At 43.7% G+C, this 17,426-nt stretch carries 21 protein-coding genes; 13 read left to right on the forward strand and 8 right to left on the reverse strand.

Annotated features, from left to right (window positions below; all coding sequences use genetic code 11):
• Positions 1-24: 24 nt before the first annotated feature.
• Complete coding sequence (locus M4I42_RS00995) at positions 25-453, reverse strand: DUF2621 domain-containing protein (RefSeq protein WP_268850404.1); 429 nt, start codon at positions 451-453, stop codon at positions 25-27.
• Positions 454-709: 256 nt separating this feature from the next.
• Between M4I42_RS00995 and M4I42_RS01000 the strand changes: the two genes are divergently transcribed.
• From M4I42_RS01000 to M4I42_RS01010, 3 genes are all read left to right on the forward strand, one after another.
• A complete protein-coding gene (locus M4I42_RS01000) occupies positions 710-1,357 on the forward strand; it encodes a cell wall hydrolase (RefSeq protein ID WP_268850405.1) in 648 nt (215 codons plus the stop codon).
• 155 nt (positions 1,358-1,512) lie between these two features.
• A complete protein-coding gene (tnpA, locus tag M4I42_RS01005; protein WP_268850406.1) occupies positions 1,513-1,914 on the forward strand; it encodes an IS200/IS605 family transposase in 402 nt (133 codons plus the stop codon).
• Positions 1,915-1,930: 16 nt separating this feature from the next.
• On the forward strand, positions 1,931-3,388 hold the full coding sequence (locus M4I42_RS01010; RefSeq protein ID WP_268850407.1) for a transposase: 1,458 nt from the start codon (positions 1,931-1,933) through the stop codon (positions 3,386-3,388).
• A 156-nt stretch (positions 3,389-3,544) separates the two neighbouring features.
• On the opposite strand, the gene M4I42_RS01015 is transcribed toward M4I42_RS01010, so the two are convergent.
• Positions 3,545-3,685 (reverse strand): small acid-soluble spore protein P, encoded by a 141-nt coding sequence (locus tag M4I42_RS01015; RefSeq protein WP_268850408.1) that lies wholly within the window; start codon positions 3,683-3,685, stop codon positions 3,545-3,547.
• Positions 3,686-3,799: 114 nt separating this feature from the next.
• On the opposite strand from M4I42_RS01015, the gene M4I42_RS01020 reads away from it, so the two are divergent.
• Positions 3,800-4,060 (forward strand): hypothetical protein, encoded by a 261-nt coding sequence (locus M4I42_RS01020; protein WP_268850409.1) that lies wholly within the window; start codon positions 3,800-3,802, stop codon positions 4,058-4,060.
• Between the two features lie 71 nt (positions 4,061-4,131).
• On the opposite strand, the gene sspO is transcribed toward M4I42_RS01020, so the two are convergent.
• Positions 4,132-4,281, reverse strand: coding sequence for a small acid-soluble spore protein O (sspO, locus tag M4I42_RS01025; protein WP_017434996.1), 150 nt, complete (start codon positions 4,279-4,281; stop codon positions 4,132-4,134).
• 202 nt (positions 4,282-4,483) lie between these two features.
• On the opposite strand from sspO, the gene acnA reads away from it, so the two are divergent.
• Positions 4,484-7,195, forward strand: a complete 2,712-nt coding sequence (acnA, locus tag M4I42_RS01030) for an aconitate hydratase AcnA (protein WP_268850410.1) — start codon at positions 4,484-4,486, stop codon at positions 7,193-7,195.
• A gap of 53 nt (positions 7,196-7,248) precedes the next feature.
• On the opposite strand, the gene sspL is transcribed toward acnA, so the two are convergent.
• Positions 7,249-7,383, reverse strand: coding sequence for a small, acid-soluble spore protein L (sspL, locus tag M4I42_RS01035; protein WP_183184458.1), 135 nt, complete (start codon positions 7,381-7,383; stop codon positions 7,249-7,251).
• Positions 7,384-7,454: 71 nt separating this feature from the next.
• On the opposite strand from sspL, the gene M4I42_RS01040 reads away from it, so the two are divergent.
• Complete coding sequence (locus M4I42_RS01040; protein WP_268850411.1) at positions 7,455-7,946, forward strand: divergent PAP2 family protein; 492 nt, start codon at positions 7,455-7,457, stop codon at positions 7,944-7,946.
• Positions 7,947-7,976: 30 nt separating this feature from the next.
• Positions 7,977-8,252 carry a DUF6123 family protein gene (locus tag M4I42_RS01045; protein ID WP_268850412.1) on the forward strand — a complete coding sequence of 92 codons (276 nt, stop codon included), beginning with the start codon at positions 7,977-7,979 and terminating at the stop codon, positions 8,250-8,252.
• Positions 8,253-8,280: 28 nt separating this feature from the next.
• Here M4I42_RS01045 and M4I42_RS01050 read toward each other — a convergent pair whose 3' ends face one another.
• Positions 8,281-9,204 carry a DMT family transporter gene (locus tag M4I42_RS01050; RefSeq protein WP_268850413.1) on the reverse strand — a complete coding sequence of 308 codons (924 nt, stop codon included), beginning with the start codon at positions 9,202-9,204 and terminating at the stop codon, positions 8,281-8,283.
• A 200-nt stretch (positions 9,205-9,404) separates the two neighbouring features.
• Between M4I42_RS01050 and M4I42_RS01055 the strand changes: the two genes are divergently transcribed.
• Complete coding sequence (locus M4I42_RS01055; protein WP_268850414.1) at positions 9,405-10,085, forward strand: ribonuclease H family protein; 681 nt, start codon at positions 9,405-9,407, stop codon at positions 10,083-10,085.
• Positions 10,078-10,290, forward strand: a complete 213-nt coding sequence (locus M4I42_RS01060) for a zinc-finger domain-containing protein (protein ID WP_268850415.1) — start codon at positions 10,078-10,080, stop codon at positions 10,288-10,290. The genes M4I42_RS01055 and M4I42_RS01060 overlap by 8 nt, the downstream gene beginning before the upstream one ends.
• A 42-nt stretch (positions 10,291-10,332) precedes the next feature.
• Here the strand turns inward: M4I42_RS01060 and M4I42_RS01065 are convergent, their stop codons facing one another.
• Together M4I42_RS01065 and cspD are read right to left on the reverse strand one after the other, a co-directional pair.
• A complete protein-coding gene (locus M4I42_RS01065; protein WP_268850416.1) occupies positions 10,333-10,593 on the reverse strand; it encodes a DUF2564 family protein in 261 nt (86 codons plus the stop codon).
• A 248-nt stretch (positions 10,594-10,841) separates the two neighbouring features.
• A complete protein-coding gene (cspD, locus tag M4I42_RS01070) occupies positions 10,842-11,042 on the reverse strand; it encodes a cold-shock protein CspD (protein ID WP_027408825.1) in 201 nt (66 codons plus the stop codon).
• 322 nt (positions 11,043-11,364) lie between these two features.
• Between cspD and M4I42_RS01075 the strand changes: the two genes are divergently transcribed.
• The 4 genes from M4I42_RS01075 to glpK all read left to right on the forward strand — a co-directional run bounded on the left by M4I42_RS01075 (position 11,365) and on the right by glpK (position 14,708).
• Positions 11,365-11,616 (forward strand): hypothetical protein, encoded by a 252-nt coding sequence (locus M4I42_RS01075; protein ID WP_268850417.1) that lies wholly within the window; start codon positions 11,365-11,367, stop codon positions 11,614-11,616.
• Positions 11,617-11,806: 190 nt separating this feature from the next.
• Positions 11,807-12,217, forward strand: coding sequence for a sporulation protein (locus M4I42_RS01080; protein WP_268850455.1), 411 nt, complete (start codon positions 11,807-11,809; stop codon positions 12,215-12,217).
• A gap of 159 nt (positions 12,218-12,376) precedes the next feature.
• Positions 12,377-13,198: an MIP/aquaporin family protein gene (locus tag M4I42_RS01085; protein ID WP_268850418.1), complete on the forward strand. Its 822-nt coding sequence runs from the start codon at positions 12,377-12,379 to the stop codon at positions 13,196-13,198.
• A gap of 19 nt (positions 13,199-13,217) precedes the next feature.
• Positions 13,218-14,708 (forward strand): glycerol kinase GlpK, encoded by a 1,491-nt coding sequence (gene glpK, locus M4I42_RS01090; RefSeq protein ID WP_268850419.1) that lies wholly within the window; start codon positions 13,218-13,220, stop codon positions 14,706-14,708.
• 31 nt (positions 14,709-14,739) lie between these two features.
• Here the strand turns inward: glpK and M4I42_RS01095 are convergent, their stop codons facing one another.
• The gene (locus tag M4I42_RS01095; protein ID WP_268850420.1) at positions 14,740-17,250 is read right to left on the reverse strand and encodes a sensor domain-containing protein; all 2,511 of its coding nucleotides are present in this window, start codon (positions 17,248-17,250) and stop codon (positions 14,740-14,742) included.
• Positions 17,251-17,426: the final 176 nt, after the last annotated feature.

Below are 17,426 nucleotides of genomic sequence, written 5' to 3' on the forward strand. Positions count from 1 at the left end.
TGGGGAGAGCCCCATCTTTTTGTTTTAGTCAAATAAATGTTTGTATGGAGTAAGATCAATTTGTTGTTCTTTCAATGCTTTGACTAAAAATTTATGGTCACGTTTCGGGGTCGCAATAATGTAGCCGCGAATGACCAAATCTTTCGTAATGCTTGTCGCTTGTTCGTTCAAAGCAAGTTCACCAATTTTGCCGGCGATTTTTTGGCGAGCGACATCGCGGAACAATTCTGGCACCGGCTTGACTAACTCTTCAAGTAGCGCCTTTTCTTCCGCCCCCCATAAATGCCGCGTCTGCTCAATGTAGTATTCCTGCCAGTCGAGCTCCGATTTTCCGTCTGCTTTCGGCAACCGCTTCAGAAATTTTCGGAACATAAAAAAGCCGCCGATCGACATGGTGACAAGCAAAAAGACGACCCAAAATAAAATAAACCAAAGAAACCAACCTGTTAACATCTTTCCACCTCAACGAGTCCATTCTATCACCCATTATCGCGAAATCCGCGGTTTTTGGCAAGAATTACGGTTTTTTTGACGACTGTTAAGAAACTGTAATATAACTGTAAAGAAAAGCGATAAAGCCTTATATATCAATGGATAGCGGGAGATCGTTTTCTTTGAAAGGGAATGTAAACCAGTGATTCACTTCTATAAACATGCTAATCTAGTGAATGCGAACGGGAAGCCAAAAAGCAACTATGAGGAGGAAACAATGATTAAAAAATTTTTTACAACACTCACAGTAGTTTGCTGTATGGTCGTAACGTTTACCACATATACGGGCAACGCAGCAACCTCGTATACATATTACAAGGTGCAGCAAGGCGACTCTTTTTATAAAATTGCCCAAAAATATAAAACGACAATCACTACTTTAAAAACGTTAAATAAACGCACGAGCGACCGGCTAGTCGTCGGTGAAACGTTAAAAGTACCTGTAACGGCGAAAACAACAACAGGAAAGACAAATTCAAAAGTAAGCATTACTGCCGAAGAACGGAAGCTTTTAGCGCAAATTGTTCAAGCGGAAACGGGGTTTAGCGAACCGTTCGCAGGAAAAGTAGAAGTTGCGCTTGTTATATTAAACCGTGTGAAAAACCCTGCCTTTCCGAATACGATCAAAGGTGTTATTTACCAGAAAACGAAAGCAGGCTATGCTTTTGTTCCTGTACGAACAGGGAAACTAGCAAGCATTCAACCAACGAAACAAGACTATGCAGCGGTCGATCGAGCGCTAGCGCTCTTTCCGACAGACCAACGTCACTCGCTATATTTTTACAATCCAGCAGTGACGAAAGACAGGTGGATGCTATCAAGACCCGTGACGATTCGCATCGGGCACCATGTGTTTACGAGATAAAAAGAGGATGGCGACATCCTCTTTTTTACGGAAGATAGCGAGAAAGCCCCTGCCTTTAGGCATGGGGGTGAATCGCTTTTTTTTTTGAATTATTTTATTAGATATGTTTCATTTATATAATATTTATGGTATATTTTATATAGAGGTGATTGCTTTTGGGAAATAAGAAATATACCCATAAAAAAGGAATTGTGTATCTCAATCAATACCATGTTGTATTCTGTCCAAAATATCGTAGAAAAGTGTTGATTGGAGATATTGAGCGAGATTTAAAAGAAATTTTCTATCAAGTTGCCAAAGAACATGATGTAGAAATAAAAGCATTAGAAGTTATGCCAGACCATGTACATTTATTTATTTCTTTTGACCCTAGGCAACATTTGCATAAAATTATTCAAGCGTTTAAAGGAACAAGCAGTCGAATATTAAGAGAAAAATATCCTTCATTGAAGAGCCGATTGCCGTCGTTATGGACGAGAAGTTATTTTTGTTGCACCGTTGGTGATATTTCCGAAGACGCCGTAAAGCAATATATTGAAAATCAAAAAAACGTGTAAAAGGAGGTGTATCGCATTGGCAAAATCAAAAACAAAAAGCTACGTACTGACATTGAAACTAAAAACAGAGATATGGCAAGAACATATACTTGAAAAGCGATTCGAAATCGCAAGAAAGCTGTATAACGCTTGTTTGCGTGAGTGTCTCAAACGATATAAAAAATTACAGCACAATAAAGAATACCAGCAAGTCATTCAACAATCAGCATCAAAAGAAAAAAACGAAAGATTAAATGAACTGTATCGTTCTTATGGTGTTACTGAATACGCCATGCACGATTTTATCAAGCCAATGCGATCCCCTTTTAAAAAACACATCGATTCCCATACAGCGCAAAAAATTGCGACACGCGCGTGGTTGGCTTTTGAAAAAGTAGTACTCGGAAACGCCAAGCAAGTATACTTTAAAAAACAAAACGACATGGATTCTGTAGAAAGCAAAACAAACGAAACAGGGATTCGCTTCAAGGACAATCAGCTTTTATGGAACGGATTGTCTATTCCTGTTATTGTTCGTGAAAATGATATATATGCCCATATCGCTTTGCAAGACCGAATAAAGTATTGCCGTATTGTCCGCAAACGAATCCGAGGGAAAATAAAATATTGCATTCAGCTTATTCTCGAAGGTACCCCCCCTAAAAAATTTAATAAAGAAACAGGAGAAATCAAACATCCGCTAGGTCAAGGTGATGTTGGCATTGACATTGGTACACAAACGATTGCTGTCTGTTCAGCAAGTGATGTAAAACTACTTGTTCTTGCGCCAAGCGTAGAAAACATCGAAAAGCGGAAACGAGTGCTTCTTCGTAAACTAGACCGCCAAAGACGAGCCAACAACCCTCATAAATATAATAAAGATGGCACCATCAAAAAGGATAATAAAGAAAAATGGATATGGAGCAAGAACTATATAAAAACACGCAATGAATTAGCCGAGCTACAACGAAAGATGGCAGATAAAAGAAAACAAGACCATCATCAGCTGGCAAATTGGATGATTACTCTCGGTGATTGCTTTAAAGTAGAAAAAATGAATTTTAAAGCACTTCAAAAAAGAGCAAAAGAAACAAAAGTCGATGCCAACGGAAAATACAAAAAGAAAAAGCGGTTTGGAAAAAGCATCGCAAATCGCGCGCCAAGTTTGTTTTTGACCATATTAAATCAAAAACTACAATATGAAGATTTGCAGCTTAATTATATTGATACATTCAGCGTAAAAGCAAGTCAATACGACCATCAAAACAACGAGTACAACAAGAAAACACTTTCGCAACGATGGCATGAAACAAATGGATGTAAAATACAACGTGATTTATATAGCGCATTTTTAATTATGAGCGTAAAAGATAACCTAAAAGAAATAGATAGGCAAAAATGTGTAGACAGATGGGATTGCTTTATCCATCTACACCATAAAGAAATGGAACGACTTCGTCTTCAACCATGTGTTGTAAGTAGTATGGGTGTGTAAACCATATCAAGCGTCTTGAGTCGGGCGCACAGGGCGTAAAGCACCATCAAGGTGTTTGCCCATGAAAGTCTTGCGGAACAAGGGCGAGTTCTGCACGCAGGTGTACGAGAAACCCTTTTGTACGCAAGAACCCCGCGACCTTAGTCGTCGGGAGATTCAGATGTCATGGCTTGAGTTATGTTTTTGCCGTGTATGGTTATGGTTTTTCACTTTTTTCGATCCATCTAGCGGCTCTGGTTGGCCGCTTTCTTTCGGCGCGTTTTTGCGCATATCTTTGCTTGTGTTTTTATTTGTCATCCTATCCGCCTCCTTCTGTTGTTAGAATGGCAACATCCTTTTTTCTTTATTCATCGTATAAATTTTTTGCAATTTGAAACGATAAGAAATACGATGCAGAAGGAGGGAAAAAGTATGCCATATCATCAAAATAAGCAAGACGCGTTCCAAGCGGCGGAAAAAGGGACGATGGAAGCGAAAGAGTGGTACGATCATTTAGTGCGGGACCAAGCCGATTATGGAAGCCAGTTGAAACATTTAAAGCAAGAAGTAAACGAAGCGTTTGAACAAATTAACAACGCGATGGAAGTTGCTTCCGAAACGCAACGCATTCGGCTTGAGCAATTTCGCCAAGATTTACAAGGAATTGTAAATGAAGTAAATGAGTTGCAGTGAAAGGGAATGTCATCTGACATTCCCTTTTCACACGGTTGGTTAAGACAGTCCCGGAGGACGAAACGGTCGCATTATTGATTCTTTTTTCTTTTTTTGTTGTTTTGCCGTTGTGCCTCTGTCAACGGTTCGTTCGAAAATTCTTCGTTATAGCCGGCCCCCATTCCTTGTGCGCTCGCAGCGTTCATCCCTGGAATGACATGGTTTGCTTTTCGTTTTCCCATCCTTTTCACCTCCGATAGTAGTTTGCGGCAGCAAGGAAAATTTATTCTTTTGCGTAAGAAACGAGGGAATAATTATTTACAATTCATAGTGGCTTATAATAAGATAAAAGCGTACCAGTTTTACGGGTTTTGGGAGAATTCGTACTATTTTTTCGACGAATGAGCGAAAAAGTAGTATAGTATGAACTGAGGGGGTATACATATGGTAAAGCAAGATGTATTCAACGCCCGCGCTTCATTTGAAGTAAACGGTAAAAAATACAATTACTACCGTTTGCAAGCGCTTGAAGAAGCGGGAATCGGCAACGTTTCTCGTCTGCCTTATTCCATTAAAGTATTGTTGGAATCAGTCCTTCGCCAAGTGGACGGGCGCGTCATTACAAAAGAGCATGTCGAAAACTTGGCAAAATGGGGAACACCTGAGCTAAAAGATATCGACGTCCCATTTAAACCGTCCCGCGTCATTTTGCAAGACTTTACAGGAGTACCGGCTGTCGTGGATTTAGCTTCGATGCGCAAAGCGATGGCGGATATCGGCGGCGACCCGTACGAAATCAACCCAGAAATTCCGGTCGATCTTGTCATTGACCACTCGGTGCAAGTCGATAAAGCAGGAACAGACGATGCGCTTGAGTATAACATGAATTTGGAGTTTGAGCGCAACGCGGAACGTTATAAGTTTTTAAAATGGGCGCAAAAAGCGTTTAACAACTACCGCGTTGTTCCACCAGCAACAGGAATCGTTCACCAAGTGAACTTAGAATATTTAGCAAACGTTGTTCATGCAGTGGAAGGGGAAAACGGTGAATACGAAACGTTCCCAGATACGCTTGTCGGCACAGACTCCCATACAACGATGATTAACGGAATCGGCGTTCTTGGCTGGGGTGTCGGTGGTATTGAAGCAGAAGCAGGAATGCTTGGACAACCTTCTTACTTCCCAGTGCCAGAAGTGGTTGGCGTTCGTTTAACAGGTAAGTTGCCGAACGGAACGACAGCTACTGACCTTGCGTTAAAAGTCACGCAAGTGCTCCGTAAAAAAGGTGTCGTCGGCAAGTTCGTTGAATTTTTCGGACCAGGTGTTGCGACGTTGCCTTTAGCAGACCGTGCGACGGTGGCGAACATGGCGCCAGAGTACGGGGCAACATGCGGATTCTTCCCAGTTGACGCGGAAGCGCTTGACTATTTACGCTTAACTGGCCGCGATGAACATCATGTGCAAGTCGTTGAAGCGTACTGCAAAGCAAATGGTTTATTCTATACGCCGGACGCTGAGGAGCCAGTATTCACAGACGTCGTGGAAATCAACTTGTCTGATATTGAAGCGAACCTTTCAGGACCAAAACGTCCGCAAGATTTAATTCCGCTTTCGAAAATGAAAGAAGCGTTCCGTGAAGCGGTAAAAGCGCCGCAAGGAAACCAAGGCTTCGGCTTGACAGAAGCGGATCTTGATAAAGAAATGACCGTGACGTTAAACGGCGAAGAAGTGAAAATGAAAACAGGTGCAATCGCAATCGCCGCGATTACAAGCTGTACGAACACATCGAACCCATACGTGTTAATCGGTGCTGGCTTAGTGGCGAAAAAAGCGGTAGAAAAAGGATTGAAAGTTCCGAAATACGTGAAAACATCGCTCGCACCAGGATCAAAGGTCGTCACAGGATACTTAAAAGATTCGGGCTTGCTTCCGTACTTGGAACAAATCGGCTTTAACATCGTTGGCTACGGTTGTACGACGTGTATCGGCAACTCCGGTCCGCTTGCGCCTGAATTAGAAAAAGCGATTGCGGAAAACGATTTGCTTGTGACAAGCGTTCTTTCGGGTAACCGTAACTTTGAAGGACGGATTCATCCGCTTGTAAAAGGCAACTACTTAGCTTCACCACCGCTTGTCGTTGCATATGCATTGGCCGGCACGGTCGACATCGACTTGTTAAATGAGCCGATCGGCAAAGATAAAGACGGCAACGACGTATACTTTAATGACATTTGGCCGACGACGGAAGAAGTGAAAGAAGTCGTGAAACAAACGGTAACACCAGAGTTGTTCCGCAAAGAATATGAGCGTGTGTTCGATGACAACGCGCGCTGGAATGCGATCGAAACAACGGATGAGCCGCTTTATCAATGGGATGAGGATTCGACGTACATTCAAAATCCGCCGTTCTTTGAAGGGCTGTCTCCAGAAGTTCGCCAAGTACAACCGCTTACAGGCTTGCGCGTTGTCGGTAAATTTGGCGACTCTGTCACAACGGACCATATTTCACCGGCTGGATCGATCGGCAAAAATACGCCGGCAGGCCAATACCTCATTTCGAAAGGCGTCGATCCGAAAGATTTCAACTCTTACGGTTCTCGCCGCGGTAACCACGAAGTGATGATGCGTGGTACGTTTGCGAATATCCGCATTCGCAACCAAATTGCGCCAGGTACAGAAGGCGGATATACAACCTACTGGCCAACAGGCGAAGTGATGTCGATTTACGATGCATGCATGAAATATAAACAAGACGGTACAGGCCTTGTCGTCATCGCTGGAAAAGATTATGGAATGGGAAGCTCCCGCGACTGGGCGGCAAAAGGTACGTTCTTGTTAGGAATCAAAACGGTCATCGCAGAAAGTTTTGAACGCATCCATCGTTCGAACCTCGTTTTAATGGGCGTGTTGCCGCTTCAATTTAAAGAAGGGGAAAATGCCGAAACGTTAGGATTGACTGGAAAAGAAACGTTTGAAATTCATATTGATGAGAACGTCAAACCGCGCGATTATGTGAAAGTGACGGCAACAGACGAGGCTGGAAACAAAAAAGAATTTGAAGTGCTCGTCCGTTTTGATAGCGAAGTCGAAATTGACTACTACCGTCACGGCGGTATTTTACAAATGGTATTGCGCGAAAAATTGCATCAGAAATAATGGAAAAGGGTGTCCTGTTTTAGGACGCCCTTTTTGTGATGAAAAGAAATAAGCTATTTTTTATTGCTTCGCTTCGCTGCGTTTTCTAGTTCACTTTTTGGATCAGGTGTCCAGCCGTCTTGTCCGAACCCTTGTGGATTAACGCCTGGCGCTTTCGTTCCACGGTTTTTTCCACCATTTTTCGCCACGATCCTCACCCCCTTACGGATATCGTTGCCTATTGGTGAAAAAATATGTTTAAGAAAGGGGAGGGAAGACAATGAACCGTGCGTTAAAAACGGCATTATGGACGATCGCATTCGCGCAATTTTTAAAAATCCCGCTTAAAAAATGGGAAACAGGAAAGTGGTGTTGGGCACATTTTTTTGAGACAGGCGGGATGCCAAGTTCCCACTCAGCAGGCGTTTCTTCGCTAGCGACGTTTATTGCGTTAAAACGTGGTATGCGAACCGTTGATTTTGCGTTAGCAGCTCTCTTTGGGTTGATCGTCATGTATGACGCTCAAGGGGTGCGTAGACAAGCAGGGGAGTTGGCGATCCGCCTTAACGAATTGGCAGAAGAGGTGATGCGTCTTGAGCATAATCCGAAGCAAGCGTGGTACGAAAAGAAAAAAGAACGCATTCGTGAACGGCTTGGCCATCAGCCTATCGAAGTAATCGGGGGCGCGCTGCTTGGGATGCTGACTGGCTTTCTCTCGTACGCATTTGCTAGAAAAAAATCTAGTCAGCTCGGAAAAAATGCGATAAGATGAAAGCGAATACGTGATGTCGGGAGAGGGATCATGAGGAAGCAAACAGTGGCCCAATATTTTGACTTTCTCGAAAGCAAAGGCTTTCGTCTGGAAGAAGACGCATTTCGCTTTGTGCGGTTTGGCCAACAATATGCACAGGCGAGCGATGAGTTAACGATCATGGCGCTCGAATGGACGTTGAAAGTTCAACGGCAATTTGACGGGAGTTTTTTTCTTTCGTTGCTGGAGGAGTGGCAAAAACAACAGATTGCAACGCGCCAAGAAGCGCATTTGTTTATGAAAGAAAAAGGATTGATCAGCGAATAAAACATCCTCGAGGTCACTCGAGGATGTTTTATGGGGTCAGCTGGTTATTTTCCCGCTTCCCTAGCCATAAGGAAACAGGAAGCTCCGAGATGACCATCCCTAATAAAATGCCGCTACAGCCGATAAGGCCAGATGTAGAAAGCCGTTCACCTGCCCAAATATAAGCTGTTGCAGCGGCAAACACTGGTTCCATGGCAAAAATAAGTGCGACGCGGGCAGGAGTCGTATATTTTTGGAAATTTGTTTGGATTAAAAAAGCAGCGACGGTTGCGAGCAGTGATGTAATGATGAGCGCCGTCCATACTTGTGGTTGCTGTAAAATCGTACGATCCCACATGTTTGTGCCATCTTCAAACAGAAACGCAAAAATAGAGCACATGATAGCAACGGTGAAAATTTGAATGACGGTTAATAAAAGTGTCGGATAGTGCACCGCATATTTTCCTGTGATAACAATATGGAACGCAAACGAAATGGCACAGAAAAAAACAAACCAATCGCCGCGATTGACCGACCATTCTCCGCCGTTCATCGTCAAAAAATATAAACCGGCCGTAGCCATCATCGCCCCAAGCACGGCGTTGGCGGTCGGTTTTTGCTTGAGAAAAAGAAACGCAAAAAACGGCACTAAAACGACGCTAAGACCGGTAATAAAGCCTGCTTTTGCTGAAGTGGTATACAGCAGCCCGATCGTTTGTAACGCATAGCCGCTAAAAAGCCAAACTCCCATCCATCCGCCTGCGAATAGCACCGACCGATTTAGCGATCGGAGCAAGGGGCGATGAAAGAGGCATAACCAAGCGAGCAGAAAAACTCCTGCAAGCCAAAAGCGAACCGCGTTAAACGAAAGCGGTGCTAGAAATGAAATCGCGTTTTGGACGACGACAAATGTCGCTCCCCATATGAACGCAACCGCAAGAAGACTAGCATCGGCAACCCATTGTTTTCTCACTTTTCATCTCCCTTTCTATCCATTCCTTTAATATACATTAATTACAAAATATAGACATAGGTATAGGTGAAACTATTGCTACTTTACCATTATTTTCGGGAAATTTCCATCCTTTTTTCCAAAAACGGGGGAATAGTTATGTTCGGCAAAGGTTTGTTGTATAATAAAAAGAAGAATGGATAGTGGAAGGATGACGAAAAGTGGACGTGATCATTCAGTGGACGTACATAACGCCGAAAAAACAGGAGGTCATATTAACTTCTGACCTTCTCCCAGTGGAAAAGGCGCTGTTATTAGCGGAAGACTTTGAAAAAACAGGTCGTGTGAAAGAATTGACGTTTATTGACCGGCGCAATACCGAGTGGACGAAAAAAGAATTAGCAAAGCTGTTGCAAGAAATTGAAACAGAGCCGCATGACATTATCGCTTATTTTGACGGAGGGTTTGACAACGAAACGCTTGAGGCTGGAGTCGGAGCGGTCGTGTATTACCAACAAAATCATCAGCCGTATCGTTTGCGCGTCAACCGCCGGCTTGGGCAGCTGACGTCCAACAATGAGGCAGAATATGCTGCTTTTTGGTTTGTTGTACAAACGTTGGAGGAACTCGGGGTACATCATTTACCGGTTGTCTTTCGCGGCGATTCACACGTGGTGCTCAACCAATTATCAGGAGTGTGGCCGTGTTTTGAAAAAGAGCATAACGCATGGCTTGACCGCATCGAGGAGAAGCTAAAAGAGCTTGGGATTCAGCCGATTTATGAGCCGATTTCTCGGAAGCAAAACAAAGAGGCGGATCAACTTGCTCGGCAAGCGTTGGAAGGGAAAATGATCGCTAGCACGATTGAGCTTGCAAGGAAAGGGATCGACAAAGATGAGTAAAGAAGAGAAGCTTTTGAAACGAAAAGAAATATTAGAGAAGTTAAACGATATCCACCATTTGTACTGTGAAGGGTGTTTTGTTAAAAGTACGTTTCGCAAAGAAGTAGGAAAAACGTATGCGCAATCGTTTTGTATTACGAAGTGTACGGTAGGGGAAAAGATCAAACGATACGGAGAAATGTTGTTGACGGTTTCCACACGTTAAAAAGGCTGTCCATCAAGGTCAGCCTTTTGTCTTTCCATCCATTTACTGTAATGCTTCGTTGAGTTGATGTTCGGCACGTTGTAATTGTTGTTCGCATTTAGCGATGAATGAGTCATCGATGCCGGTTTGTTCGTTTCGAACGCGTGTTAGTTGTTCATAGGCGTTGACGACTGCTTGCTTCGCTCCTTCAAGCATGTCGCGATCGAGACTCATTGTAGCGGATCCGACCATTTTTTGGGCCGTTTCCACAAACATTTCAAGCTGTTTTAAATCATTGTAGCCAGAGTGAAGTTCACGTTCCATCTAAACACACCTCCTAGCGGATAGTGTTTGTTGAGAGAGTGAAAATATGTATGGCATAAAAAAAGACTGGCACGATGCCAGTCCTTCTGTCGCTTTCGTCTTACCTATATGTTGTCTAGCTTCAGGCGCTATCGGCTTGAATCGCTCCGCCCCGCTTTGCAGTGGCTAAGCCACCCCAGCGGGGCTTGTGCGATCTTCGCCGATAGGCGAGCGCCTTGCGCTTTTCTTATATGTCAACGAGCGCTTGATTACAATTTTACGACGTTCGCAGCTTGAGGTCCACGGTTTCCTTGAACGATTTCAAAAGAAACTTCTTGACCTTCTTCTAATGTTTTGTAGCCTTCACCTTGGATTGCTGTGAAGTGAACGAATACGTCCGCTCCGCCTTCTACTTCGATGAACCCATAGCCTTTTTCGTTGTTAAACCATTTTACTTTACCGTTTTGCATAATACTTAATTCCTCCTAATACCTTTAGCACCTTACGGCTAACTTAAAAATTTTTATCAAATAACGGAATATACTCCACAGCGGTCTAAGGTGAATTCCCCGTGCTGCGTCGGTCGAGATATATTCTGTTAAATGATGTCTCTACTATACACTAATGAAACGGCATCGTCAAGGAAAAGAGGATGAATTTCAGAAAAAATTTTCAAATTTTTTGGCATTGTTTTGAACGGCAGGGAAATGGCGTATTGTTGTCGAATGGTTTAATGAAGGATGTATGAATCGCTATGGAATAGCATACATTGGTAATACGAGGAGGGGTTATATGTACCGCGGAATGATTAATGGGCAAGAAGTGATTATCCATTTAGGAAAAAAAGTAAAGGCGCAATATGCGGATGATCATAAACTGTACCATGCCGTGCTTTCTTATGGGGAAACGGCGTTTAAAAAAGGACAACGGACGTTTGGAATTTATCATGATCATATCGGATTAATTGTGGCGGAAGTAGAAAACCATGATATCCCAGTGATTCGGGTCGATTATGTGATCGAAAATGAAAATGTATATGAATAACCGTTGACAAATGCGGGAAGATGGAATAAATTAAAAGTAAGCCATGTTGAAAACGCTATCATTTTCAATGGACCTTTGCCAAAAAAGGCATAGGTCTTTTCTCTTTTTCTTCCGAGTCGATGAAACATATTCACCGCTCGATACGTATGATAAATATATAGTGTGAGACCAGGACAAGAGGTGAATGGAAGTGTTGTTACGAAAAATGATGTCGAGATTAGGCGTTGGTTCGGCGTATGTCGACTTGCGTTTAAATAAACATATGTTAAATCCAGGAGATGTGATTGAAGGGCAACTATATATTCGTGGGGGAACGGTCGAGCAAAAAATTAAGAAGCTCGATGTGGATTTTGTTTGCAAAACGATGCGTGCTGGAAAGGAAGAAGATACGGTCATTGCGACGATTCCGATTGCAGGGGAGTTTGTTATCGAAGAAGAGGAAACGAAGATGCTTCCGTTTCGTTACCGTCTTCCGGACGAGATCGTGCCATCGCAGCAGGGCGTTTCATATCGTTTCATTACCCGTTTGCACATTGAAGATGCGGTCGACACACTCGATTTTGACTATATTCAAATTGTGCCAAAGGAGAAAAAATTTTAAAAAATATATTGACAACGCTTACAAAACGAATTATCCTTATAATCAAGTTAATAAATGTGGCGGAGATTCGGAGACCCACACATGTTCCTCTGTAATGGAGGAGATGTGTGGGTCTTTGTCTTTTTTGCCACACAAAACATAACAAAGGGGGAATGAGAAATGACACCATTTGTTGCTGAAATTATCGGCACAGCATTGCTTATCATTTTTGGAGGTGGGGTTTGCGCGGGAGTGAGTTTAAAAAAATCGTTCGCGCAAAACTCTGGCTGGATCGTCATTACGATGGGATGGGGAATGGCGGTCGCGATCGCTGTTTATGCGGTTGGAAAGTTCAGTGGTGCCCATTTAAACCCAGCTGTTACGCTTGCACTTGCGTTTAACGGCGATTTTCCATGGGCGGATGTACCAAAGTATATTGTAGCCCAATTTCTTGGAGCGATCATTGGAGCAACCGTAGTATTTCTTCACTACTTACCGCACTGGAAAGAAACAGAAGATCCTGCAGTGAAGCTCGGTGTGTTTTCCACAGGGCCGGCTGTCCCTAATACGTTTGCCAATTTGTTAAGCGAAATCATCGGTACTTTTATTCTTGTTGTAGGAATTTTAGCAATTGGCGCGAATAAGTTTACCGATGGACTCAACCCATTTATTGTCGGATTTCTCATTGTTGGTATCGGTTTGTCGCTTGGGGGAACAACTGGTTACGCCATCAACCCGGCTCGTGACTTAGGTCCGCGTATTGCTCATTTCTTGTTGCCGATTCCGGGCAAAGGATCGTCCAATTGGTCGTATGCATGGATTCCGGTTGTCGGTCCGGTGCTTGGCGGCTCATTCGGTGGATTATTTTACAAAGCGGTTTTTTTAGGCGAAATGACTTCAATGTTTTGGTATGTATTCATTGCACTTGTTGTTGTGTTAGCAATTGCCTTTATCCAACAAGGAAAGGCTGCTTATAAATCATCTAAAAAAGCGTTCATGTAAACAAAGGGGGAGATTGTTCATGGAACAATACATTCTTGCATTAGACCAAGGAACGACGAGTTCGCGGGCGATTTTGTTCAATCGAAAAGGGGAGATTGTGCATATTGCGCAAAAAGAGTTTACGCAACATTTTCCAAAGCCAGGCTGGGTGGAGCATGATGCGAATGAAATTTGGGGTTCGATTTTAGCGGTCATTGCAAGCGTACTATCAGAAGCAGCGGTGAAACCAGAGCAAATTGCTGCTATCGGCATTACGAACCAACGGGAAACGACGGTCGTTTGGGACAAACATACTGGCTTGCCGATATATCACGCGATCGTTTGGCAATCGCGGCAAACAGCTGGAATTTGCGAACAATTAAAACAACAAGGGTACGACGAACTATTCCGCGCCAAAACAGGCTTATTAATTGACGCTTACTTCTCGGGGACGAAAGTGAAATGGCTGTTAGACAACGTCGAAGGCGCACGCGAAAAGGCGGAGAAAGGAGATTTATTGTTCGGAACGATCGATACGTGGCTCATTTGGAAACTATCTGGTGGAAAAGCCCATGTCACCGACTATTCCAACGCTTCAAGAACGCTCTTATTCAACATTCATGAATTAAAATGGGACGATGAAATTCTTGCTATTTTAGGCATTCCAAAATCGATGCTTCCAGAAGTGCGGCCTTCTTCTGAAGTATACGCCAAAACCGTTCCGTACCATTTCTTCGGTCAAGAAGTGCCGATTGCCGGAGCGGCAGGGGACCAGCAGGCGGCGCTATTCGGGCAGGCTTGCTTTGAAGAAGGAATGGCAAAAAATACGTACGGTACGGGTTGCTTTATGTTAATGAACACAGGCGAAAAAGCAGTGCAATCACAACACGGCTTATTGACAACGATTGCGTGGGGCATTGACGGAAAAGTCGAATATGCGTTAGAAGGCAGCATTTTCGTCGCTGGCTCTGCCATTCAATGGCTGCGCGACGGCTTGCGTATGATTAAGCAGGCGCAAGATAGCGAAGCGTATGCAGAAAAAGTCGCTTCGACGGACGGTGTATACGTTGTTCCAGCTTTTGTCGGTTTAGGAACGCCGTATTGGGATAGCGATGTACGTGGTGCCGTGTTTGGTCTCACGCGTGGCACAACAAAAGAACACTTTATCCGCGCGACATTGGAATCGCTTGCTTACCAAACGAAAGATGTGCTCACCGCAATGGAAGCGGACTCCGGCATTTCGTTAAAAACGTTGCGTGTCGATGGCGGCGCGGTGAAAAACAATTTCCTTATGCAATTTCAAAGCGACATGTTAGGCGTGCCGGTCGAACGTCCAGTCATTAACGAAACAACTGCGCTTGGCGCTGCCTATTTAGCGGGGCTTGCCGTCGGGTACTGGAAAGACCGGTCAGAAATCGCTACACAATGGCAATTAGAGCGCGCATTTGAACCGCAAATGCCAAGCGCCCAACAAGCAGCTTTATACGAAGGTTGGAAAAAAGCCGTCAAAGCCGCCATGGCGTTCAAATAAGCAAAAAGAGGGGGTCGCCTAAGACCTCCCTTTATTTTAGATGACGAATTCCATGAAGTAATAACCGCGTCGCTTCTTCTGCACGAAGGGGCACGCTAAATAAATAGCCTTGCGCTTCTTGGCAACCTTTTTCCTCTAAATAACGGAGCTGCTCAGGATGCTCGACCCCTTCCGCAATCACATTCATCCCTAAATGATGTGCCAACGAAATAATCGTATTTGTAATCACACTTCCGTAATACGAATGCGGGCAATCAGCAATAAACGACTGATCGATTTTCACCGTATCGACCTCAAGCCGCTTTAAATAAGCAAGCGACGAATAGCCAGTCCCAAAATCATCAATCGCAAGCCTTACGCCCATTTCTTTCAACCGTGTTAAATTCGTTAAAATGACCGATTCGTTATAAATCATCATGCTTTCTGTAATCTCCAGTTCTAACGCATTTGGCGATAGTTGCTTCTCCATTAAAATCCATTCGATTCGTTTCGCAAAATGAGGGTCAAGCAATTCTTTAACAGAAATATTCACCGCCATTCGAACGGATGGAAGCCCCATTTCTCGCCACATTTTATGTTGCTCGCAAGCCTGGCGTAGCACCCATTCTCCCATTGAAACGATAAATCCCGTTTCCTCTGCTAGCGAAATAAACTGACCCGGTGGAACAGCGCCATGGACGGGATGATGCCAACGAATGAGTGTTTCCATCGCTTGCACTTTTTTTGTTTTTACATTGACAATCGGCTGATAAGCAACAGACAGCTCATTGTTTTGAATCGATTTATGCAAATCGCTCAACAGCATCAAGTTCGGCAATTTTTGTTCCAGCAGCCGAGGTTCGTATACGAAATAGTCATTTTTTCCTTTTCGTTTCACCTCATACATCGCCATGTCGGCGTATTGAACTAACGTGTCCACATCGTCGCTATGATGCGGATAAAACGCAATGCCGATACTGGAAGTGAGGAAGAGATCCAACTCGTCAATTCGAACTGGCTCTTGGAAGGCGCGTAAAATATTTTTTACTACATCGATCGCTTCATGTTGATAATTGAGATTCGGCAACACGACTGTAAACTCATCGCCGCTCATGCGGGCGACGGTTCCTTTTTGTGCGACTCTTTCCTTAATAAGTAAGGAAATCGTTTGCAGTACGCGGTCGCCAATATTGTGACCGAGCGAATCGTTCACATATTTAAATCGATCGATGTCCATATATAACAATGCCACCGTTTTTCTGTGTCGCTTTGCTTCTGAAATCGCTTTCTCCACCGTTTGATAAAATAACCGGCGATTGGCCAGTCCAGTCAATGGATCGTAATAAGCAAGCTGCTGAACCCTCTTGTCCCGTTCCACTCGCTCTGTGACATCTTTCGCGATAATGGACACCCCGATCACATGTTTATTCACCCAAATTGGCACAGGTGTCGCGTTAATATATAACATCGACCCGTTTTTATGGCGAAGGCGAAAATCGAGATGGCGGGAATACCCTTTGGCAGTATCGATCAGCACTTCCAACGTTTTTGGCAAATCATCAGGCACGACTAAATCGTGAAGAGTTATTTTTAGCAACTCATGGCGCGGATATCCTGTCATTTGCGCCGCTGCGCGGTTGACGGCGAAAAACGTCCCATCTAGATGAAGCGAAAACACGGCATCTTTGTTATATTCAAACAACGACTGATAATGCTGGCGGCTTTCTTGCAGGTCGCTTTTTGTTTGCGCTTGTTCAATCGCTAGTCCGGCAAGCGCGGAAAACGTATAAATCACTTCGAGATCTTCTTCTTGTGGTACACACACTTCTCGTCGATAAATCCCGAACGTTCCTAGTACTCTTTTATTAGTTGCTGAAAAGATCGGGAGCGACCAACATGAACGAAGTCCGTGCTTTAATGCTGCTTCCTTATAATGTCGCCAAAGTGGGTCTGTTTCAATGTCGGAAACGATGACTAGCTCTTGGCGATGTGCTGCTGTGCCGCATGAACCGACATCTGGTCCTACGCTGCAACCGTTAATCGCCTCCACATATTCTTGCGGCAAACTCGGCGCTGCCCCGTGGTAAAGCCGCTTCGTTTCATCGTTTAATAACAAAATCGAACAAAGGATGCGGGGGCGAATAGCTTCTACTGTACGGGCGATTTCGGCTAAAATATAGGAGAGCGGCATTTCTTTTGCCACCAACTCTAAAATTTTCTTTTGCCCCGAAAGCAACTCTTTCGCCTTTTTTTCCGCGGAAATATTATGGCAAGAAACGAGAAAAATCGTGTTGCCGTCTTCGGTTGCCATCCGATACATATTCTCTTGCACATACACTATGTCACCGTTTTTCTTCACTTTTTTAAACTCTAAACTATGCATTTCCCCTAGTTGGCAATGAAGGAGTTCGCTCAGTTGTTTTGTTACTTTGGCTTTATCATCGGGATGAACAATCACCAATGCAGATTGGCCGATAAGCTCGTCCCGTCGGTACCCTAAATAGCGGGCGGCAAATTCGTTTACATCTAATATATACCCATGTATGTCTAAAATAAATTGCATCGCAGGCATCCAAAAATAAAATGGGACATACGGCGATAGATGCATGAGTAAGCAACTCCAATCTATGAAAATATAGCCATTATTGACTATTACTATATTATCATGTGTCGTGGGGATTTTGTCGATTTTTTGTCGAAAAAATCATATTTTTGTAGTTTTTTGTCGAAAAAAGATAG

Origin of the sequence: Anoxybacillus sp. J5B_2022, from assembly GCF_026847645.1 — a bacterium.
Taxonomy (GTDB): domain Bacteria; phylum Bacillota; class Bacilli; order Bacillales; family Anoxybacillaceae; genus Anoxybacteroides.

Coding starts and splice junctions, on each gene's coding strand:
- M4I42_RS00995 (WP_268850404.1), bottom strand. CDS start 453: ATGTTAACAGGTTGGTTTCTTTGGTTTATTTTATTTTGGGTCGTCTTT.
- M4I42_RS01000 (WP_268850405.1), top strand. CDS start 710: ATGATTAAAAAATTTTTTACAACACTCACAGTAGTTTGCTGTATGGTC.
- M4I42_RS01015 (WP_268850408.1), bottom strand. CDS start 3,685: ATGACAAATAAAAACACAAGCAAAGATATGCGCAAAAACGCGCCGAAA.
- M4I42_RS01020 (WP_268850409.1), top strand. CDS start 3,800: ATGCCATATCATCAAAATAAGCAAGACGCGTTCCAAGCGGCGGAAAAA.
- sspO (WP_017434996.1), bottom strand. CDS start 4,281: ATGGGAAAACGAAAAGCAAACCATGTCATTCCAGGGATGAACGCTGCG.
- acnA (WP_268850410.1), top strand. CDS start 4,484: ATGGTAAAGCAAGATGTATTCAACGCCCGCGCTTCATTTGAAGTAAAC.
- M4I42_RS01040 (WP_268850411.1), top strand. CDS start 7,455: ATGAACCGTGCGTTAAAAACGGCATTATGGACGATCGCATTCGCGCAA.
- M4I42_RS01045 (WP_268850412.1), top strand. CDS start 7,977: ATGAGGAAGCAAACAGTGGCCCAATATTTTGACTTTCTCGAAAGCAAA.
- M4I42_RS01060 (WP_268850415.1), top strand. CDS start 10,078: ATGAGTAAAGAAGAGAAGCTTTTGAAACGAAAAGAAATATTAGAGAAG.
- M4I42_RS01065 (WP_268850416.1), bottom strand. CDS start 10,593: ATGGAACGTGAACTTCACTCTGGCTACAATGATTTAAAACAGCTTGAA.
- cspD (WP_027408825.1), bottom strand. CDS start 11,042: ATGCAAAACGGTAAAGTAAAATGGTTTAACAACGAAAAAGGCTATGGG.
- M4I42_RS01075 (WP_268850417.1), top strand. CDS start 11,365: ATGTACCGCGGAATGATTAATGGGCAAGAAGTGATTATCCATTTAGGA.
- M4I42_RS01085 (WP_268850418.1), top strand. CDS start 12,377: ATGACACCATTTGTTGCTGAAATTATCGGCACAGCATTGCTTATCATT.
- glpK (WP_268850419.1), top strand. CDS start 13,218: ATGGAACAATACATTCTTGCATTAGACCAAGGAACGACGAGTTCGCGG.
- M4I42_RS01095 (WP_268850420.1), bottom strand. CDS start 17,250: ATGCAATTTATTTTAGACATACATGGGTATATATTAGATGTAAACGAA.